Genomic DNA, 19,170 nt, shown 5'->3' with positions numbered 1-19,170 from the left:
GTTGATGCTCAAGAGAGAACTGCACTGATGGCCCTGGCAATTTTTGATCTGGACGAAACCCTGATCCACGGCGACTGCGCCACCCTGTGGGCCGAGCAAATGGGACGCCTGGGCTGGGTCGATCCCGAGTCGTTCATGCGCCGTAACAATGAGCTGATGGACGCCTACAGCCATGGCAAGCTGCGCATGGAGGACTACATGACCTTCAGCCTGGAGCCGATGATCGGGCGCACACCCGCCGAGATCGATCACCTGGTCGGCCCGTGGGTCGAGGACTTCATCGAACCGATCATCTTCAGCGACGCCACCCGGGCCATCGCCGCCCACCGCAAGGCCGAGGACCGGATTCTGGTGATCTCGGCGTCGGGCACGCACCTGGTTCGGCCGATTGCCGAACGCCTGGGCATCGACGAGATTCTCGGCATCGAGCTGGAGGTGCTGCATGGGGTGTACAGCGGCAACACCACCGGCACCCTGACGTACCGGGAGGGCAAGATTACGCGCTTGCTGGAATGGCTCGATGCGGAAGAGGAAAATCTCGAAGGCGCAAGTTTCTACTCGGACTCACGCAACGACTTGCCGCTGCTGCTCAAGGTCGATTTTCCACACGTGGTCAACCCGGATCCGGTCCTGCGTGAACACGCGGAGAAAGCCGGCTGGCCGATTCATCTCTGGAAGTGACCCTGTGGGAGCGGGCTTGCTCGCTCCCACAGTCATGCTGCTGTCAGCTCAAACTCTCGTCGATCACCAGCACCACCTTCCCAGCCACCTTGTTGCTCGCCAGCTCCGCAAACGCCGCTTCGGCATCCTTGATCGGGAAGGTCCTGGCCAGTTGCGGGTTCAGTCGGCCTTCGGCGAACAGCGGCCACACGTGCTGGCTGAGATCACTGAACAGATCGGCCTTGAACTGATCGTCGCGACTGCGCAGGGTCGAGCCCAGCAGTTGCACGCGCTTGGCCAGCACCTGTGCCAGATCCAGCTGCGCCTCGCGGCCACCCATCAAGCCAATCAGCACCCAACGGCCATCACTGGCCAGCAGTTTCAGGTTCAGGGCGGCGTAGTGACCGCCGACCGGGTCAAGGATGACGTCGAACGGCCCCAGGTCCCTCAGGCTGTCCAGGTCATCGCTTCGAACCACGCCACCCTGGGCGCCCAGCGCTTCGCAGTACGCCAGGCGCTCGGCGGAACCGACACTGACCCAGCACGGGTTGCCGAACGCCTTGCACAGCTGAATGGCAGCTGAACCGATTCCACTTGCGCCGGCGTGCAGGAGAACTTTCTCACCGGGTTTGAGCGCAGCCAATTGAAACAAATTCAGCCAGACCGTGGCATAGACTTCGGGCAGCGCTGCCGCCTCGATCAGGGACAATCCTTGCGGCACCGGCAGCACATGCCGTCCGTCGACAACCACCTCTTCGGCCATTCCGCCCCCGGCCAGCAAGGCGCAGACCCGGTCACCGACCTGCCAGGACGAGCCCGGGCCGACCTCGCTGATCACTCCGGAACACTCTAGACCGAGCACCTGACTGGCCCCTGGCGGCGGCGGATAAAGGCCCGCTTTTTGTAATAAATCGGCGCGATTAAGACCCGCAGCCGACACTCGAATGCGAACTTGCCCTACGTCACATGTAGGACTGGGCTCTTCAACCCATGCCACTTGACCTTCCACGCCTTGCAATGCTTTCACAGTGCCTCCATAGTGAGTCTGGACTGAGCCCGAAGCTGTATCGACGGGCTTTTTGCATTATGCGACCGGCTCTCGTGGAACCGGCGACTTCAAAGACGGCCTAATATGCGTTATCAATTGTCCCTGCGTCGAATCGGCATGAAGCACCTGTTCCCCAGCACCGCCCTCGCCCTGTTTATTGGTATCGGCCTGATGCCGATGTCGAGCAATACGTTCGCAGCCAATAGCTGGGACAAGCTTCAGCCTGATCGTGACGAAGTGATCGCCAGCCTGAATGTCGTCGAGTTGCTCAAACGCCACCACTACAGCAAGCCGCCGCTCGATGATGCGCGCTCGGTGATCATCTACGACAGCTACATCAAGCTGCTGGATCCGTCGCGCAGCTACTTCATGGCCAGCGACATCGCCGAATTCGACAAATGGAAGACGCAGTTCGACGACTTCCTCAAGAGCGGCGACCTGAACGCCGGGTTCACCATTTACAAGCGCTATCTGGACCGCGTCAAGGCGCGCCTGGACTTCGCCCTTGCCGAGTTGAACAAAGGCGTCGACAAGATCGACTTCAACACCAAGGAAACCTTGCTGATCGACCGCAAGGACGCCCCTTGGCTCAAGTCCACCGCCGAACTGGACGACCTGTGGCGCAAGCGCGTCAAGGACGAAGTACTGCGCCAGAAGATCGCGGGCAAGGACCCCAAGCAGATTCAGGAAACCCTGACCAAGCGCTACAAGAATCAACTGGCGCGCCTGGACCAGACCCGCGCCGAGGACATCTTCCAGGCGTACATCAACACCTTCGCCATGTCCTACGACCCGCACACCAATTATCTGTCACCGGATAACGCGGAGAACTTCGACATCAACATGAGCCTGTCCCTGGAGGGCATTGGCGCCGTGTTGCAGAGCGACAACGATCAGGTGAAAGTCGTCCGCCTGGTGCCAGCCGGCCCGGCGGACAAGACCAAACAGGTCGCTCCGGCCGACAAGATCATCGGCGTTGCCCAGGGCAACAAGGAAATGGTCGACGTCGTTGGCTGGCGCCTGGATGAAGTGGTCAAGCTGATCCGTGGTCCGAAGGGCACCGTGGTGCGCCTGGAAGTCATCCCGGCCAGCAACGCGCCGAATGACCAGACCAGCAAGATCGTGCCGATCACCCGCGAGGCGGTGAAGCTTGAAGACCAGGCGGTGAAAAAGTCGGTCCTCAACCTGAAACAGGACGGCAAGGACTACAAGCTCGGCATCATCGAGATCCCGGCCTTCTACCTGGACTTCAAGGCCTTCCGTGCCGGTGATCCGGACTACAAGAGCACCACTCGCGACGTCAAGAAACTGCTGACCGAGTTGCAGAAAGAGAAAGTCGACGGCGTGGTCATCGACCTGCGCAACAACGGCGGCGGCTCCTTGCAGGAAGCCACCGAGCTGACCAGCCTGTTCATCGACAAGGGGCCGACCGTGCTCGTGCGTAACGCCGATGGCCGCGTCGACGTACTCGAAGATGAAAACCCGGGCGCCTTCTACAAAGGCCCGATGGCGCTGCTGGTCAACCGCCTGTCTGCCTCGGCTTCGGAGATTTTCGCCGGCGCCATGCAGGACTATCACCGCGCACTGATCATTGGTGGCCAGACCTTCGGCAAGGGCACCGTGCAGACCATTCAGCCGCTGAACCATGGCGAACTGAAACTGACCCTGGCCAAGTTCTACCGGGTTTCCGGCCAGAGCACCCAGCATCAGGGCGTTCTGCCAGACATCGATTACCCATCGATCATCGACACCAAGGAAATCGGCGAAAGCGCCCTGCCGGAAGCCATGCCGTGGGACACCATCCGTGCGGCCATCAAGCCTGCGGTCGATCCGTTCAAGCCGTACCTCACCCAGCTCAAATCCGAGCATGACGTGCGCACGGCCAAGGATGCGGAGTTCGTGTTCATTCGCGACAAGCTGGCCCTGGCGCAGAAACTGATGGCGGAAAAAACCGTCAGCCTCAATGAAGCCGATCGTCGTGCCCAACATGCCGATATCGAAGCCCAGCAACTGGCGATGGAAAACATCCGTCGCAAGGCCAAGGGTGAAGAGCCGCTCAAAGAGCTGAAGAAAGAAGACGAAGACGCCGCAGCGGCCGAGCCGGACAAGGTCAAACCGGAAGACGATGCCTACCTGAGCGAGACCGGGCGCATCCTGTTGGACTACCTGAAACTCAACACGGCGGTGGCCAAGCACTAAGATGATGGCTTTTTAATGCTGACGCCCTCGAGGCGTCATCAAACAGTCATCAATCTGTCGTGAAATACAGGACTGGGACTTCTCTTGAACAAGAGCGCTCCCGGTCCTTTTTTTTAGCCCGAGATCGCCATGACCACGACCGAACAGCTGAGTGCGTTGAGTTCAATCCTGACTCAAAGCGGTTTACACAGCCTGTTCCAGCCCATCATTTCGCTTTCCGAACGGCGAATTGTGGGCTTTGAAGCCCTCAGTCGCGGCCCTTCCAACAGCCCGCTGCACTCGCCCATCGCCCTGTTCGCCGTCGCCCGTCAGGCCGGTCGCTTGAACGAACTGGAAATCGCTTGCCGCGAGAGCGCTTGCCGACGCTTTCACGAACAGCAACTGCCCGGCAAACTGTTCCTCAACGTGTCGCCGGAATCCCTGCTCGAAGCCGCCCACCAACCGGGCCGGACCCTGCAACTGCTGAAGGATTTCGGTATTCCGCCCAGCCAGGTGGTCATCGAGCTGACCGAACAGACGCCGATTGACGACTTTCAACTGCTGCAAAATGCACTCAATCACTACCGGGCGATGGGGTTCTCCATTGCGCTGGATGATCTGGGGGCCGGCTATTCAAGCCTGCGTCTGTGGTCCGAGTTGCGACCCGACTATGTGAAGATCGACCGGCACTTCATCGACGGCATCCATCAGGACGCGCTCAAGCGTGAGTTTGTCGGCTCGATCATGCAAATCGCCAAGGCCTCCCGGGCCCGGGTGATTGCCGAGGGGATCGAGTTGCCGGAAGAGCTCGCGGTGCTGACCGACATGGGCGTCGACCTGGTCCAGGGTTATCTGCTCTGCCGGCCACAGGAACATCCGCCGAGGGATGCGCGAAACCTGATGCCCAAACAGGATAGCGCCGCCGTGGCGTTGAACGACGAGGGCAGCGACCTCAGCGCCTTGCTCAACGATCAGCCCGCGGTCGCCCGGGATACACCGACGGCAACGGTGCTGGAAGCCTTCCGACGCCAGGCCAACCTGAACTCGCTGGCGGTGCTCGACGAACACGGACGTCCTTGCGGCATCGTACACCGGCATTCGCTGTCGGACGCCCTGCTCAAGCCGTTCGCCACCGACCTGTTCGCCCGCAAACCCATCAGCCGGCTGATGAGTGACGATTTCCTCGCCGTGGAAATGAGCCAGTCGCTGCAACAAGTCAGCCGCCTGATCACCAGCCGCGCCCGGCAACGCATCGAAGAGGACTTCATCATTACCTTGAACGGTGGCTATCTGGGTTTGGGCCGGGTCATCGATGTGCTGAAGCTGATTACCGAACTGAAGATCCAGCAAGCCCGCTACGCCAACCCGCTGACCCTGCTGCCGGGCAATGTGCCGATCCAGCAATGCCTGACGCGATTGCTGCAACAGCAACGGGAGTCGATCATCTGCTACGTCGACATCGACAGCTTCAAACCCTTCAACGACATCTACGGCTACGGTCGTGGCGACGAGGTCCTGCTGTGCCTGGCGCAATGCCTGAACGATCGCGTCGACCCCTCCCGTGACTTCGTCGGCCATATCGGCGGCGACGACTTCCTGCTGGTGCTCGGGCCGGACGACTGGCGCAAACGCCTGAACCAGTTGCTGGACGACTTCCAGAGCCAGTGCCGACGCTTCTACCGCGCCGAACACCTGGAAGCCGGCTGCTTCATCGCCCCCAACCGTCAGGGCGTGCGCCAGGAGTTCGCGCTGCTGTCGCTGTCGATCGGTGTGGTGCATTTGCATGCGCAAGCCTGCGCCCACCTCGACGCGAGCCAATTGGCGGAAATGGCGTCCCAGGCCAAGCACCACGCGAAGAACATACCGGGGTACAGCGTGCACGTGATCGATAGCCTGGCGACGGCAGAGCCTGAAGTGCAATGCTGACCGCTCCCACACCACACTTGTGGGAGCGAACCCGCTCGCGAAAAACGTCCGGAGAACGCGGGCATCCAGGCATTCAGGCATTCAGGCATTCAGGCATTCAGGCATTCAGGCATTCAGGCATTCAGGCATTCAGGCATTCAGGCATTCAGGCATTCAGGCATCAGCGTCATCGTTAACGACCTTCGCGAGCAAGCTCGCTCCTACAAAGAACCGCGCATACCACAAACTATAGGAGCGAGCTTGCTCGCGAAAAACGCCCGGACAACACGGGTATCCAGCCCCCGCGTCATCGTTAACGACCATCGCGAGCAAGCTCGCTCGACTACCGATACGACCCGTTTGCACCAGTTCATGGAAATCGCTACACCTGAGGGAAAGCTCGAAGAACTTACCCAGGCACTTCGCCGTTCCTATACAAACGACACATCGATTCTATCGACGTTGATTTCTATGTATTTTTGATTCAAGGCAGGATATTGGTAATGAATTTCCAGATCTATAAAGTCAATGACCGATCGAAGAATCGGGCCATCCAAATAACCATGAACCACACAAGAGAACCCATTTTGGGAGCTATCCACTTTTCTCTCCCCATCCTTTGCCAGCATTACGCAATCGGGCTCAGACAAGATCAGATTGAACTCCACCGTATAGTGCTTTCCAACTTCAATAAAATAGGGACAATAGCTCGTGAAGCACTTGATCGCGGTGCCTCCGACGAGCAACACAACCTCCTCCTCAACAATTTCGTCGATTTCGAGAACTAATGCGTCGTATTTTTTAATCATTTACAGGTCTCACAGTCTTATCCCGTGCGTCTCCGTTTATAGCTCTCCAAAAATCTTTACCACTTTTAGTGTGTAACGTCGTAATTTCCTTATTACTATTTGTACCTACAAATGCAAACTTAGACTCTCCCCGCCGATTATTTCCGATAAATTCTAGATATCCCGCTCGAATTTCACCTTGATATTTGTAGTCCACGCGAGTTCCTTGATTCACAACATCTCGAGCGATCTGTAGGTATTCTTCTTTAGTCTCCGCGCCAAATTCGGCGCGGTGTTTTTTGTAATGTATATCTAGCTTTTCTTCACTACCGAAATCTTGAGGGCGTGATTTCGATTGTGGGATATCTGGCTCTCCCTCATCAACCCTAGCGCCAGACGTATAATCTGGCTCCCCACACCCAGGCCTCCCAGCCCCAGGACAACTCCCGCTCAACCCCAACGGATCAACCCACCCCGTCGGGTTCAGCGCATACCGATACTGGTTCAGCCCCCCCGCCAATTTCACCGGGTCGGGCGTGAGGTAGCGGCCTGTATCCGGATCATAGTAGCGATGCCGGTTGTAGTGCAGACCGCTCTCGGTGTCGAAGTATTGGCCCTGGAACCGCAGGGGTTGCTCGATGTGCTCCCCACCGCCTTGGGCCAGCTGTGTGACTTTACCGTAGGCGTTGTACTTCGCTGACCAGACGATTTCGCCGCTGTAGTCGGTCAGTTCCTGCGGTGTGCCGAGGTGGTCGAGTTGGTAGTAGAACGGGCAGGCCTGGCTTGGGCCTTTGCCGTCGAGCAGGGCCAGGGGGCGGAAAGTGTCGGGTTCGTAGAGGTAGCTGCGGTAGTGGGCGCGACTGCTTTCGGCAACGAGGTGGTCGCCCTGCCAGAAGAACTCGGTGGTGTGGCCGTCGACGGTTTTGGCAATGCGGCGGCCGAAGGCGTCGTAGCGGTAGCTGGCGACGCGGCCATCGGGTGAGGTGACGCCAATCAGGCGGTGCTGACAGTCGTAGCGGTATTCGGTGACGAGTGTTTGCCCGGTGCCGCGACGTTCGCGGATGAGGTTGCCGAAGGCGTCGTAGTCGTAATGCCGGTCACCCTGCATCAGCAGGCGATTGCCGGCGACTTTTGCCACGCCCGGGCGGTCCTGCATCAGCAGGTTGCCGGCCGGGTCATGGGCGAAGCTCTCGGCGGGATCGTCGCGGGTGTGGCGTACGCGGGTCAGGCGGTTGAGGGCATCGTAGTAGTAGCTGCGCTGGCCGTGGCGGCTGTCGGCGAGGGTGGCGAGATTGCCGTTGACCGCATAGCTGTAGTGGCGCATGTACAGCGCTCGGTTTTGCCGGTTGATCGCGTGTACTTGCAGGCGGCCCTGCTCGTCGTGGTGGTAGTGGCTGGTGAGTTGACCCTGTTGCCGTTGCAGCTCGCGGCCAAAGGCAAACTGGTGGGTGGTGAGGCGTGCGCCGTTGAGGTCGATGGCGCTCAGGGTGCCGCCCTTTTCGTGGTGGTAATCCAGCTGGCTGCCGTCCGGCAGGCGCAGGCGGTTGAGCTGGCCACAGGCATCGTAGCCATAACGCAAGGTGCCCCAGCCCTGATGCTCGGCGATCAACCGGTCCTGCAGGTCGTACTCGAACTCCAGCGGATGGTCGTGGCCATCGTTGACGCAGATCAGCCGCCCCAGGCTGTCGTAGCGGTACTCGACCTTGCAGTCATCGGGCAGCGTCTTGAGCAACAGCCGCCCCGCCGAATCACGCTCATAGGCCGTGACCTGCTGCGAGCCGTCCTTGCCGAATTCGGTTTTCTCCAGCAGATGCCCATTGAGGTCGTAGGCATAGGCCGTACGTTGCCCATCGAACCCCTGCTCCTCGCGGATCAGACCACCGGGCGTGTAGGCCAGCCGGTATTTTTCGCCGGATTCGTTTTCGATTTCCGTGAGTAACAGCTGCGCGTTGTCGTAGCGATACCGTCGTTGGGAGCCGTCGGGATTGATCCGCCGGCTGACCAGGTGCAAGTCTTCGAAGTACTCGTAGCGCGTGACGTGGCCAAGCTCATTGCACTCGGTGGTGAGTTTCCCGTAGGCGTTGTAGCGCAAGGTACGGGTGGCGCCTGTCGGCAGCGTCGTCTGGACCAGTCGTCCAACGGCGTCCCACGCGTACCGGGTGACGTTGCCGTTTTCGTCCTGACGGGTAATCTGCCGCCCCAGCGCATCGTAGGAAAACTGTCGATGTCCCCCGTCCGGCAAGGTTTCTTCGACAAACTGGCCCAGGGCATTGCTGACGAAGACATGCCGGCTGTTGTCCGGGTAGCGGATCGACAGCAGTTGCCCCTGTTGATCGTAGAAATAGTGAGTGACCTGCCCATCAGGATCGGTGGCGGCGGTAATGTCGCCCTGAGCGTTGCGCTCATAGCGCCACACGGCCTTGCCGCGAGAACGGGCATGCAGGAAACCGTTGCGGTACTCGTAGGCAGTCGGCTCATCCTGCGGTGGGATCAACGCCACCAGCCGTCCCACTTCGTCGTAGTGGTACTCGGTGATGGCGCCCAGCGGATCCTGTTCGGCGATCAACCGGCCCTGGTCGTCATAAGCCTTGAGGTGTTCGCCGCCGTCGAGCCCGACCTGGCGCACCAGCCGCGCGCGCTCGTCGTGCTGGTAAATTTCCTGGCGGCCATCGAGGTTGTGAACAGTGACAAGGCCCGGGTCATCCCAGACATAACGCGCGTCCATCTGGGTAAACGATGCCCAATGCCGGATGCATCGCGCCGCCCTGCCGGCCCTTTCCCATTCCCAGTAGAAACTCGCACCACCGGCCAGTTGCCGCTGGAGGATGACGTGCTGGTCATCGTAGTCGTAGCGTTCGCTTTCACCGGCCGCGTTGCTGGCCTCGATCAGTTGTCCCCGTTCGTTGTAGCGATAGCTGACCAGTGTCTGCTCGGTCACCCAGGACTGCTCCAACGTGTCCGCCGGGACAAACCGCTGGTAGTCGACCGCCACCAGATGGCGGCGGTCATGACGCAGCTGCAGGGCCCGCCCGGCGCCATTGTCGAGGCGTTTGAGGCGCCCCTGGGGGTCACGGGTGATTCGCAGGCGATTACCGTAACCGTCGCTGATGGCGGTCAACTGGCCGTTGATGAAGTGATAGAAACGCACTTCATCGCCGGCTTGGGCGAGAATCAGTTCTTCAGGCTCATCGCCCAGGTAAATGGCCGCACGCGACAGGCTGTTGTGGATCGCCGGACGTTCGATCGTGGGCAGCGCAAAGGCAGTCCGGCGATTTTCATGGTCGATCCAAAGAACGCCGGCGCCTTCGATCTGCAGTCGATGGGCCAGGCTGTGACTCCAACCGTGGCCGAGGCCGCTATCGATCTCAACCGCACTGGTGCGATAAAGTCGGATGAATTCGAACCGCAGGATGCCATCCAGCGCGCCGTCGGTGAGGGTCAGCAGCTCTTCGCCAGTGACCATCGACACCGGGCATTGGTGGGTGGCGGTCCTGTCGACGGTATCGGCGCTGTCACCATTGGGGTTGGTGGCCTGCTTCGCAACGTCGTCGTGGTGTTCGTTCTGTTTGAGCGTGGTGTTGCGCCTGGCGTCCCAGCGCAACTGCACCCCGCCGTTTTTCACCCCTGCCGTCGCGCCTCTCGCAGCGACCGGTTTATAACGACCGACGTAGCCCATGAAGGTGTCGACGATCGCGACCATCGACTTCACGAAAGCCATGGCGGCGTTGAACAGCTGCACGCCGTACCTGGCCAGGCGCGCGGTCAACCAGGCAACGCCCACCCCGACCACACTCAACACCAAGCCGATCAACAGGTCGATGACCAACCCGACGACAACCTTGGCAATGGCCTCGGCCGATGCCCCGGCCAGTCGCGCCGGGGGCAGCATCTCCAGCCACAAGGTGGCGGTGCGCATCAGCAAACACAGGGCGGCCTCGTCACTGGCCAGCAGCATGGCTTTTTCCATCTGCTCGGGCGCGCTTTTGGCGAGCCCGGCCAGCTCCCCGGCGCTTTCACCGAGTTTTTCGGCGAAGGCCAGCGGGTCTTTCAGAATCTCGGAAACTTCGCCAATTCCATCCCAGACCGCCTGAATCGCCGCCCAACTGCCGGCGAGCAGGCCGTTACCCACAGCCGTCATCGACGCGGATGCCGATGGCGGCGACCACTGCGGCTTGAAACCTTGCCACTGGCCGCGCAGCCAGCTTTCCAGCTGCCCGGTGAGGCCCTTGTAGGAAGCGAACAGTTGATCAATCTGGTCCGGCGTCACCTCGCTGTGGACATGCACACGGTAGAACTGGCCGGCCATGCCCTTGAACGTTCCCCTGCCATGCCGATCAAGGGTGAGCGGGGTCTTTTGCCCCCCCTCGACCGCGATCACATCGACCTGAAGGTTCCCCAATGGAATGTCATGAACCGATTCGAACCGGCTTTCGATCTGCAGCAACCCGTTGCGCGGGCATTGCGCCACGCTGGAGAAAAAGTCGTTATCGCCACTGCTGACCGACGTGGTGGTATTGCCCAGCTTGATCTGCCGCTCCATGCCCAGGAGCGATGGCATGTCCGTTGCGCGGCTGACCTCGTCTGCCGTGCGGGTTAAAAAACCCTGCAATTGCTGGCGATAAAGGCTGAGTGTGTCGGCGAAACCGTCGAGCTCCTGCTCGATGCGAGCAATGTGCGCCATCAGCGCACCGCTACGTGAGCAGTGAAGTCAGAAAACCGGTCGATCATGGGCAATCCCTCGCGAAAATGAGCACGCGAGACAATGCGGAGGTTCAAAAGAGAAAGAAGTCAGGAAAGTAAGAGGTGGATGTAGGGTAAATCCCTAATTAGCGCTTTTCAGAATCAAGCAGACAAAAACGCCAACGTGGCGCCAGGTTGCCCTGTCGCCACGTCAGTGGGTGTCTATCAAAGGGGTTACCGGGCGGTGTCGCGATCGGCCAATTGCGCCAGCTTGATCTCGGCCAACGGGTGCCCCGCTTTCACTGCCAGGTTCCAGAACCGGGCGGCTTCCACCGGGTCCGGTGCTTTGCTCGCACTTCCGGCCAGGCTGATCACGCCGACTTGATACGCCGCCTTGCCATCGCCCGCCAGCGCCGCCAGGCGCAGCAAGCGCACGCCTTCTTCACGGGCGCCGATGCCCACACCCCGGAAGGTCAGAATGTGGCCGTAGAAGCTCTGCGCGCCGACATCGCCCAGGTTGGCCATGCGCGAGAACTGGCTTTCCATCCAGCCCCACACCTTCGGCTGGCGCACGGCCCATGTCCAGTGGAAAAGCCGACGGGCCAGCCAGTACCCCGCCCGCGCCTTGATACGTAACAACATTCAGGCCTCCGCCGATTCCGGGTATTCGTACTCGAAGACGCGCACCACTTCCGACGCATGCCAGGACGCCGCCGCGACGCCATCGGACGGCCCGGAGAAACGTCCCAGGCGTTCGACACATTCGAAAAAACCGGTGCGCGGCAGGCGGCTGGCACCCTGGCTGATCACCAGCGAACTGCGCAGGGGCTGTTCGGCCTTGGCGTCCAGCGCGGCCAGATGCTCCAGTGCCGCCGTCAAGGTTTGCATGGCCGGCGTCGGCAGTTGCAATCGCTCCAGCAACGCGCGGTAGGTCAGCAGGTGTCGCTGACGGCGAGCCTGATCAAGCTCGCCCAGCAACCCGTCCCAATGTTGACGACTGATGCGTACGCTCACGATTCATCCCTCCACCCTGGCACCGTCAGTTCCCAGGCCAGACTGCGGCGAATCGCAGCGTCGGGCTGACGCTCGCCACTTTCGATCATGGCCAGATAAGACGGGCTGATGCCTACCGTGCGGGCGAGCGCCTCGATGGCGATGCCCTTTGCTTCGCGCAAACTGCGTAGTTGATCCAGGCCCGGGAGAATCGGGTCCGGTGTGGCCGGCTGACGCCCTGGGGCGGCCTGCGGCGGTTGCTGGTCAATGCCTGCTGCTTTCAGTAAAGCCTGATACTGAGCCCACGGCAGAACCGCGTATTCGGGCTCGCCTTCGCGTGTGATTATCTGAATATCCATGACTTCCCCGTAGGACAACGACACTAAACGAGTCGGTGCTTTTCCTTGGAAGTGTAATCCTAACAGCGGCCAAGGTCGCGGGGTATGACTATAGGGACGATCCCTAACAAAATCAGGCTTTTTTCGGGCCCTGAAGCTGAAGTTGCTCCGGGGTATCGGGCAGCCGCTCGACCACCACCAGTTTCTCCGGCACCTGGCGGTTGCGCCAGGCACGAAAGGCGTTGAGCTCGTCGTCGAGCACCTTCATCAGCCAGGCGAGCACGGCGATGTCATCGAGCATGCCGAACACCGGGATGAAATCCGGAATCGCGTCCACGGGGCTGAGGAAATACATCAGGCCGGCCACGACCGAGAGCAACGCTTTCGGGCTGATGGCACGGTATTCGCCTCGCCAGTACGCCAGACACAACGACTGCAACAAGCGCAGATCTTCCTTGAGCTTGCCCAGGCGGTTGCCTTGGCTGGCGCTTTTGCTGGCCACGGCAAACAGCAGCGTCGGCAATCTGCCACGGGCCAGCAGGCGTCCGGCCAGCGGCAGGAAACGAGCGAAATTCCACGGAGCTTTCATCATTCCTCCCACTGCAAGGTTATCCACACAAATTGTGGATAACCTTGTGAACAGACCGGCAATTCACGGCTGAAAGGCCCGTTTCACAAGGGCCTCGCTTAGATCGGGCGTTTTTTACTCACATAAAAAAACCCAATATTTCATTGACTTGGCACCCCCGGCGCGGTTAGCGCAGGTGCCTCAATGGCTCTGACTGCATCCTGCCACATCCGTTCGCTTTGTTTACCTTCACCAGGCGCCAGATGCAACAACGCCCCGCATGAGCGAGGCGTTGCTGGCAGAGCGGGCGCTGATTACTTCGCAGCGTCTTCTTGCTTGGCTGGGTCCTTGATGGCCAGCAGTTCCAGCTCGAACACCAGCACCGAGTTGGCTGGAATCGCCGGGCTAGGGCTTTGCGCGCCGTAGGCCAGTTCGCTAGGAATGTACAGCTTGTACTTCTCGCCAACGTGCATCAGCTGCAGGCCTTCGACCCAACCCGGGATCACGCCGCTGACCGGCAGATCGATCGGGCTGCCACGCTCGACGGAGCTGTCGAACACGGTGCCGTTGGTCAGGGTGCCGGTGTAGTGCACGGTCACGACGTCAGTCGGCTTCGGCTGCGGGCCGTCGGCCTTCTTGATCACTTCGTACTGCAGGCCCGAAGCCGTCGTGGTGACACCGGCTTTCTTGGCGTTGTCCTCAAGGAATTTCTTGCCGGCGGCAGCCGACTCTTCGCTCATCTTGGCCATGCGCTCTTCGGCACGCTTTTGCAGGGCGGCAAAGGCTTCGACCAGTTCTTCGTCTTTCAGCTTCTGCTCTTTCTTGCCGACGGCATCTTCGATGCCCTGGGCAACGGCTTTGGAGTCCAGATCGTCCATGCCTTCCTGAGCCAGGCTCTTGCCCATGTTCAGGCCAATCCCGTAGGAAGCTTTTTGCGCCGGGGTTTTCAGCTCTACGCTGGTCTGCGAATCACAACCCGCAAGTACCAGGCTAACCAGGGCCACCGCCGCCGCCAACCGATGCTGTTTCATGCTATTTCCTTGTTCATGCCAAAAGGGCAATCGAGTAAAGCCGCGAGCTTATCAGGCGGCCACGACCAATGGCTACCGGGATGAGAACAGGATGTTACCGATAAGTTCAGGTGTTTTAACGCATTTACGCATTCCAATGATGAAGCTTCTGTCATCCGCACCTCACGGACGCAAACTGACCTGTGTCATCTCTGGCGTAATGGCCACTTGCCGCAAATTTTCAGCTCAGGCATAAGGAAGCGATAAATCGACAAGGATTGTTAACTTGCGCCTCTTCTACCGATTGCTGATTCTGATCGTGGCACTGCTGGGCCTGTGCCTGGCGGTGGTCCTGTATTACGTCGCCAACCCGAAACTGCCGAGCGGGACACCCGCGCAACAGGTGCACTACCTGGAGCAGTGGAGCGCGAACGACCGCCAGACTTACTATTTCACCCCCCAGGGCACGCAAGTCAAAGGCCTGCGCTATGACTGGTTCACCGCGCTCGAACTCCCCTTCTCGCAGCAACGCTTCGCCGCGCCGGAGTACCTGGCGCGTTTTGGCTTCCTGATCGATCCCGACCAGAAAGCCACGCCGAACAATCCGGGCAACCTGCCCGTCGGCTTTGCCCGTCATCAGAACCCCGGCAGCCCGGATCAGTTTCTCGACATTACCTGTGCCGCTTGCCACACCGGCGAGCTGCGCTTCAACGGCCAGGCAATCCGCATCGACGGTGGCTCGGCGCAACACGTCTTGCCTTCCAGTGTTCCTACACTACGCGGTGGCAGTTTCGGACAGGCCCTGGTCGCCAGCCTGGCCTCGACTTACTACAACCCCTGGAAGTTCGAACGTTTCGCCCGCAACGTGCTGGGCCCGGACTACGACGCCCGACATCAGCAACTGCGCCAGGACTTCAAAAAGTCCCTGGACACGTTCCTCAAGGTCGCCTGGAACGATACCCACCGCGGGCTCTATCCGACGCAAGAAGGCCCTGGCCGCACCGACGCGTTCGGGCGCATCGCCAATGCCAGTTTCGGCGATGCGATTTCCCCGAGCAATTACCGGGTCGCCAACGCGCCGGTCGACTACCCCCAGCTGTGGGACATGTGGACCTTCGACTGGGTGCAGTGGAATGGCTCGGCGCAACAGCCCATGGCGCGCAATATCGGCGAAGCCCTGGGCGTAGGCGCGACCCTGAATTTCTTCGACGAGAACCGGCAGCCGCTCAGGGGCGAGGACCGATACCCCTCCAGCGTGCGGGTGCGCGACCTGCACCTGATCGAGGAAACCCTGCAACGACTCAAGCCACCGGCCTGGCCGGAGGAACTGCTTGGTGCCATCGACAAACCGTTGGCCGCCAGGGGCCGGGGGCTGTTCGCCGAAAACTGCGCCGGTTGCCACGTGCCGAAGGTGACCCAGGAGGGTGAGCGCTGGGTCCAGCATTTGCACATGCTGCCCGTCGAGATCATCGGCACCGATCCGACGGCTGCCAACAACATCGCCAACCACCGTTTCGACCTGACCGCGCTGCAATGGGACCCGGCCGAACTGCAGAACATGGAGGTCAAGCTGCACCCCAAACCCACGGAGCCGCTGGACCTCAGCCAGCTGTCGGTGGCCAAGGGCCTGGCCTACGTGACGGCATTCGTCGAGAACCGCGCCTACCGCGAAGCCAACATCACCGCGCAGGAGAAGCCGCAATTCGACGGCTTCGGCCTGCCGATCGGCGTGCGGGAAAAAGTCGCCTACAAGGCCCGGCCCCTGGCGGGCGTCTGGGCCACGGCGCCATTCCTGCACAACGGCTCGGTGCCGAGTATTTATCAATTGCTGTCGCCCCAGGATGAACGCGCCACCACGTTCTATCGAGGCACGTTCGAGTATGACCCGCGCCACCTGGGCTATCGCACCGAAGCCTTCACCAACGGTTTCCTGTTCGATACGCGGATCACCGGCAACCGCAACAGCGGCCATGAATTCCGCGCCGGCGAACGTCGCAATGGCGTCATTGGCCGGCTGCTGCAACCCGAAGAACGCTGGGCGCTGCTGGAGTACCTGAAAGTGCTGGGCGGCCCGCTGGAGAAACAATTGCCATGATCATGACCACCTTCAAAAAGGAACTGCCGCTGCTGGCCAGGCTCTGGCTGTGGTTGGGGCGCCTGCTCGGCAAGATCCTGCTGATTGCACTGGGTATCGGCCTGCTCGGCTGGGCACTGGCCAGCGCCTGGTTTGCCTGGCAGCACCGCGGGCCGGTGTCGGCGCTGGAGCAGATCCCGGACGGCGAAGCCGCCATGACCCAGGACGTGATCCAGACCGCCGTGCGCATTGTCGATCAGCACCGCGAAGGCACCCGTTACCTGCGCGACGCCCACGCCAAGGCCCATGGCTGCGTGAAGGCCGAAGTCCAGGTGTTGCCGGAACTGGCGCAGGAACTTCGGCGCGGCGTTTTCAGCGAACCGGGCAAACGCTGGCAAGCCACCCTGCGCCTGTCCAACGGCAACGCCTATCCGCAGTTCGACAGCATCCGCGATGCCCGGGGCATGGCGATCAAACTGCACGATGTTCCAGGCAAACAACTGCTGGCCAACCGACAAGACCTGCACGAGCAGGATTTCGTGATGTTCAGCCACCCGAACTTCTTTGTCAGCAACGTTGCCGAATACCGTCAGAATGTCGCGGCACAGGCCGACGGCAAAAAGGTCATGGCGTTTTTCCCTGGCTGGGATCCGCGCAGCTGGCAAATCCGCCATTTGTTCATTGCCCTGGCAACGCTGTCTGCGCCGCCGCAAAGCCCGACCCGGACCACCTATTTTTCCGTGTCGCCCTACAAGTTCGGCGAGGCCAATGCCAAGTTCAGGGTCATGCCGGATCCGGATAACTGCCCGGCCTACACCTTGCCCAGGCAGAATCAGGACCTGCCGAACTTCCTGCGCAGCGCCCTGACTCAGCAACTGTCCACCGACCGGATACCGGCGTGTTTTGTCTTGCAGATCCAGCGCCAGGACGCGAACCGGTTCATGCCGATCGAAGACACCAGCATCGAGTGGCGCGAGCAGGATGCACCTTTCGAAACCGTGGCCCGCATCACCCTGCCCGCCCAGGACTTCGATACCCCGGCGCAGAACCTGCAATGCGACAACCTGTCGTTCAACCCGTGGTTCGGCCTCGAGGCGCATCGGCCGATCGGCGGGATCAACCGACTGCGCAAGGCGGTGTACGAATCGGTCAGCGACTATCGGCACAGCCGAAACGCCCCGTAAGCGCAACCGGTCAAGCTGTAAGGCTCGCGATGGAACCAGGAACGACCTGGGGGCAGACGCCCCGCAGTATCCTTGACATCCATCGCGAGCGCGCTCGCGCCAACAGGGGAAAGGGTCGTCACCACACGGCGATGTGTGAGTCGGCCCGCGGTTCGGTGCCGCCGCACAACACACCGCTCACCGGGTCACGCAGAATGATCTGGCCGCGACCATAGTCGGTCAGGTCATTCGCGATCTGCACCTGATGCCCGCGCCGGGCCAGGGCGTTGGCCAGGTCGCGGGAAGCGCCCTGCTCGATGCCGACCTTCATTTCGCCCAGCCATTGCCAGCGCGGAGCGTCCAGCGCCGCTTGTGGGTTGAGGCCGAAATCCACCAGGTTCATGACCATCTGCACATGCCCCTGGGGTTGCATGTAGCCGCCCATCACCCCGAACGGACCGAGCGCTTCGCCGCCCTGGCTGAGGAACCCGGGGATGATGGTGTGAAACGTCTTCTTGCCCGGTGCCAGGCAGTTGGCGTGGGCTGGATCGAGACTGAATTCCTGGCCGCGATTCTGCAAGGCGATGCCACTGTCGGGCAGCACCACCCCGGAGCCGAAGCCGTGGTAGTTGCTCTGGATGAACGACACCATGTTGCCCTGCGCATCGGCGCAGGCCAGGTACACCGTGCCGCTGGCATGGGGATCGCCGGGCGCGGGCGGCTGGGCCTGTTCGCCGATCTGCGCGCGGCGCCGGGCACTGTAGGCATCGCTGAGCAGGTCAGCCACCGCCACACGCATGTGCTGCGGATCGGTGATGTAGTGCAGGCCGTCGCTGTAGGCCAGCTTCATGGCCTCCAATTGACGGTGCCAGGTCTGCTGGCTGTCACGGTGGTCGAAGTCGAAGCCTTCGAGGATTTTCAAGGTCATCAGCGCCACCAGGCCCTGGCCACTCGGCGGGATTTCCCAGACGTCGACGCCCCGGTAGTTGATGTGGATCGGCTCGACCCATTGCGCCCGGTAATCGGCCAGGTCCGTGGCACGCAGGTAACCGCCGGTGGCCCGGGAATGGGCATCCAGGCGTTGCGCCAGCGCGCCGCGATACAGGCTTTCACAGGTGGTGGCCGCCAGTTCTTCCAGGGTCCGGGCCTGAGCCGGGTTGCGGAACAATTCGCCGGCCCTGGGCGCTCGACCGTCGATCAGGAACGTCTCGAACCAGGGCTCGAGCAACGCGTCGCGGTGCGGGCTGAATTCATCCAGGGCGACCTGCCATTGATGGGCGACAACCGGCGACAAGGGAAAGCCCTCGCGCGCCAGGCTGATGGCCGGTTGCAGCAGGTCGGCAAACGGCAGCTTGCCAAAACGCCGGGACAGTTCGGCCCAGGCCGAAGGGCATCCGGGCACGGTGACCGGGGTCCAGCCGTACAACGGCATCTGTGAGTGCCCCGCCGCCTTGACCGCCTCGATGTCGAGCGCCGCCGGCGCGTGGCCGTTGGCGTTCAACCCATGCAACTGGCCCTGGGTCCAGACCAGCGCAAACGCGTCACCGCCGAGGCCGCAGCCGGTGGGTTCGACCACGGTCAGGGCCGCCGCCGTGGCGATGGCCGCATCGATGGCGTTACCGCCCTGACGCATGATTTCAATGCCGGCCTCGGCGGCCAGGGGCTGCGAGGCGGCGACCATGCCTCGGCGGGCAAACACGCTCTGGCGCTGGGAGGGATAGGGGTACTCATGGGCAGAAAATTTCAACATGGCAAACACTCGTCA

At 61.1% G+C, this 19,170-nt stretch carries 14 protein-coding genes; 5 read left to right on the top strand and 9 right to left on the bottom strand.

Annotation, left to right across the window (positions count from 1 at the left end):
• Positions 1–27: 27 nt before the first annotated feature.
• The gene (locus IB249_RS15620; protein WP_192306186.1) at positions 28–681 is read left to right on the top strand and encodes an HAD family hydrolase; all 654 of its coding nucleotides are present in this window, start codon (positions 28–30) and stop codon (positions 679–681) included.
• 43 nt (positions 682–724) lie between these two features.
• Here the strand turns inward: IB249_RS15620 and IB249_RS15615 are convergent, their stop codons facing one another.
• A complete protein-coding gene (locus tag IB249_RS15615; RefSeq protein ID WP_192306184.1) occupies positions 725–1,687 on the bottom strand; it encodes a zinc-binding dehydrogenase in 963 nt (320 codons plus the stop codon).
• Between the two features lie 138 nt (positions 1,688–1,825).
• Between IB249_RS15615 and IB249_RS15610 the strand changes: the two genes are divergently transcribed.
• Positions 1,826–3,907: a carboxy terminal-processing peptidase gene (locus IB249_RS15610; protein WP_192306413.1), complete on the top strand. Its 2,082-nt coding sequence runs from the start codon at positions 1,826–1,828 to the stop codon at positions 3,905–3,907.
• Positions 3,908–4,036: 129 nt separating this feature from the next.
• Positions 4,037–5,812, top strand: a complete 1,776-nt coding sequence (locus IB249_RS15605; RefSeq protein WP_192306182.1) for a bifunctional diguanylate cyclase/phosphodiesterase — start codon at positions 4,037–4,039, stop codon at positions 5,810–5,812.
• 410 nt (positions 5,813–6,222) lie between these two features.
• Here IB249_RS15605 and IB249_RS15600 read toward each other — a convergent pair whose 3' ends face one another.
• The 7 genes from IB249_RS15600 to IB249_RS15570 form a co-directional block, all read right to left on the bottom strand.
• Positions 6,223–6,600 (bottom strand): hypothetical protein, encoded by a 378-nt coding sequence (locus IB249_RS15600; protein WP_192306180.1) that lies wholly within the window; start codon positions 6,598–6,600, stop codon positions 6,223–6,225.
• Positions 6,593–11,260 carry an RHS repeat-associated core domain-containing protein gene (locus IB249_RS15595; protein WP_192306178.1) on the bottom strand — a complete coding sequence of 1,556 codons (4,668 nt, stop codon included), beginning with the start codon at positions 11,258–11,260 and terminating at the stop codon, positions 6,593–6,595. The genes IB249_RS15600 and IB249_RS15595 overlap by 8 nt, the downstream gene beginning before the upstream one ends.
• A 233-nt stretch (positions 11,261–11,493) precedes the next feature.
• On the bottom strand, positions 11,494–11,901 hold the full coding sequence (locus tag IB249_RS15590) for a sel1 repeat family protein (RefSeq protein ID WP_192306176.1): 408 nt from the start codon (positions 11,899–11,901) through the stop codon (positions 11,494–11,496).
• Positions 11,902–12,273 carry a hypothetical protein gene (locus IB249_RS15585; RefSeq protein ID WP_003223109.1) on the bottom strand — a complete coding sequence of 124 codons (372 nt, stop codon included), beginning with the start codon at positions 12,271–12,273 and terminating at the stop codon, positions 11,902–11,904.
• Positions 12,270–12,611 (bottom strand): helix-turn-helix domain-containing protein, encoded by a 342-nt coding sequence (locus IB249_RS15580; protein ID WP_192306174.1) that lies wholly within the window; start codon positions 12,609–12,611, stop codon positions 12,270–12,272. Before IB249_RS15580 ends, IB249_RS15585 begins: the two co-directional genes overlap by 4 nt.
• Positions 12,612–12,723: 112 nt before the next feature.
• Entirely contained in the window at positions 12,724–13,179 is a 456-nt protein-coding gene (locus IB249_RS15575; protein ID WP_192306172.1) for a YkvA family protein, read from the bottom strand.
• A gap of 293 nt (positions 13,180–13,472) precedes the next feature.
• Positions 13,473–14,189 (bottom strand): FKBP-type peptidyl-prolyl cis-trans isomerase, encoded by a 717-nt coding sequence (locus IB249_RS15570; RefSeq protein ID WP_192306170.1) that lies wholly within the window; start codon positions 14,187–14,189, stop codon positions 13,473–13,475.
• 265 nt (positions 14,190–14,454) lie between these two features.
• Here IB249_RS15570 and IB249_RS15565 point away from each other — a divergent pair, with 265 nt between their 5' ends.
• Together IB249_RS15565 and IB249_RS15560 are read left to right on the top strand one after the other, a co-directional pair.
• Complete coding sequence (locus tag IB249_RS15565; protein ID WP_192306168.1) at positions 14,455–16,263, top strand: di-heme-cytochrome C peroxidase; 1,809 nt, start codon at positions 14,455–14,457, stop codon at positions 16,261–16,263.
• Entirely contained in the window at positions 16,260–17,426 is a 1,167-nt protein-coding gene (locus IB249_RS15560; protein ID WP_192306166.1) for a catalase family protein, read from the top strand. The genes IB249_RS15565 and IB249_RS15560 overlap by 4 nt, the downstream gene beginning before the upstream one ends.
• A gap of 118 nt (positions 17,427–17,544) precedes the next feature.
• Here the strand turns inward: IB249_RS15560 and IB249_RS15555 are convergent, their stop codons facing one another.
• Positions 17,545–19,155, bottom strand: a complete 1,611-nt coding sequence (locus tag IB249_RS15555) for a gamma-glutamyltransferase family protein (RefSeq protein WP_192306164.1) — start codon at positions 19,153–19,155, stop codon at positions 17,545–17,547.
• Between the last annotated feature and the right edge of the window lie 15 nt (positions 19,156–19,170).

The organism is Pseudomonas sp. PDM04 (assembly GCF_014851765.1).
In the GTDB taxonomy this organism is placed as follows: domain Bacteria; phylum Pseudomonadota; class Gammaproteobacteria; order Pseudomonadales; family Pseudomonadaceae; genus Aquipseudomonas.
This window is presented reverse-complemented; position numbering and strand designations above follow the sequence as displayed.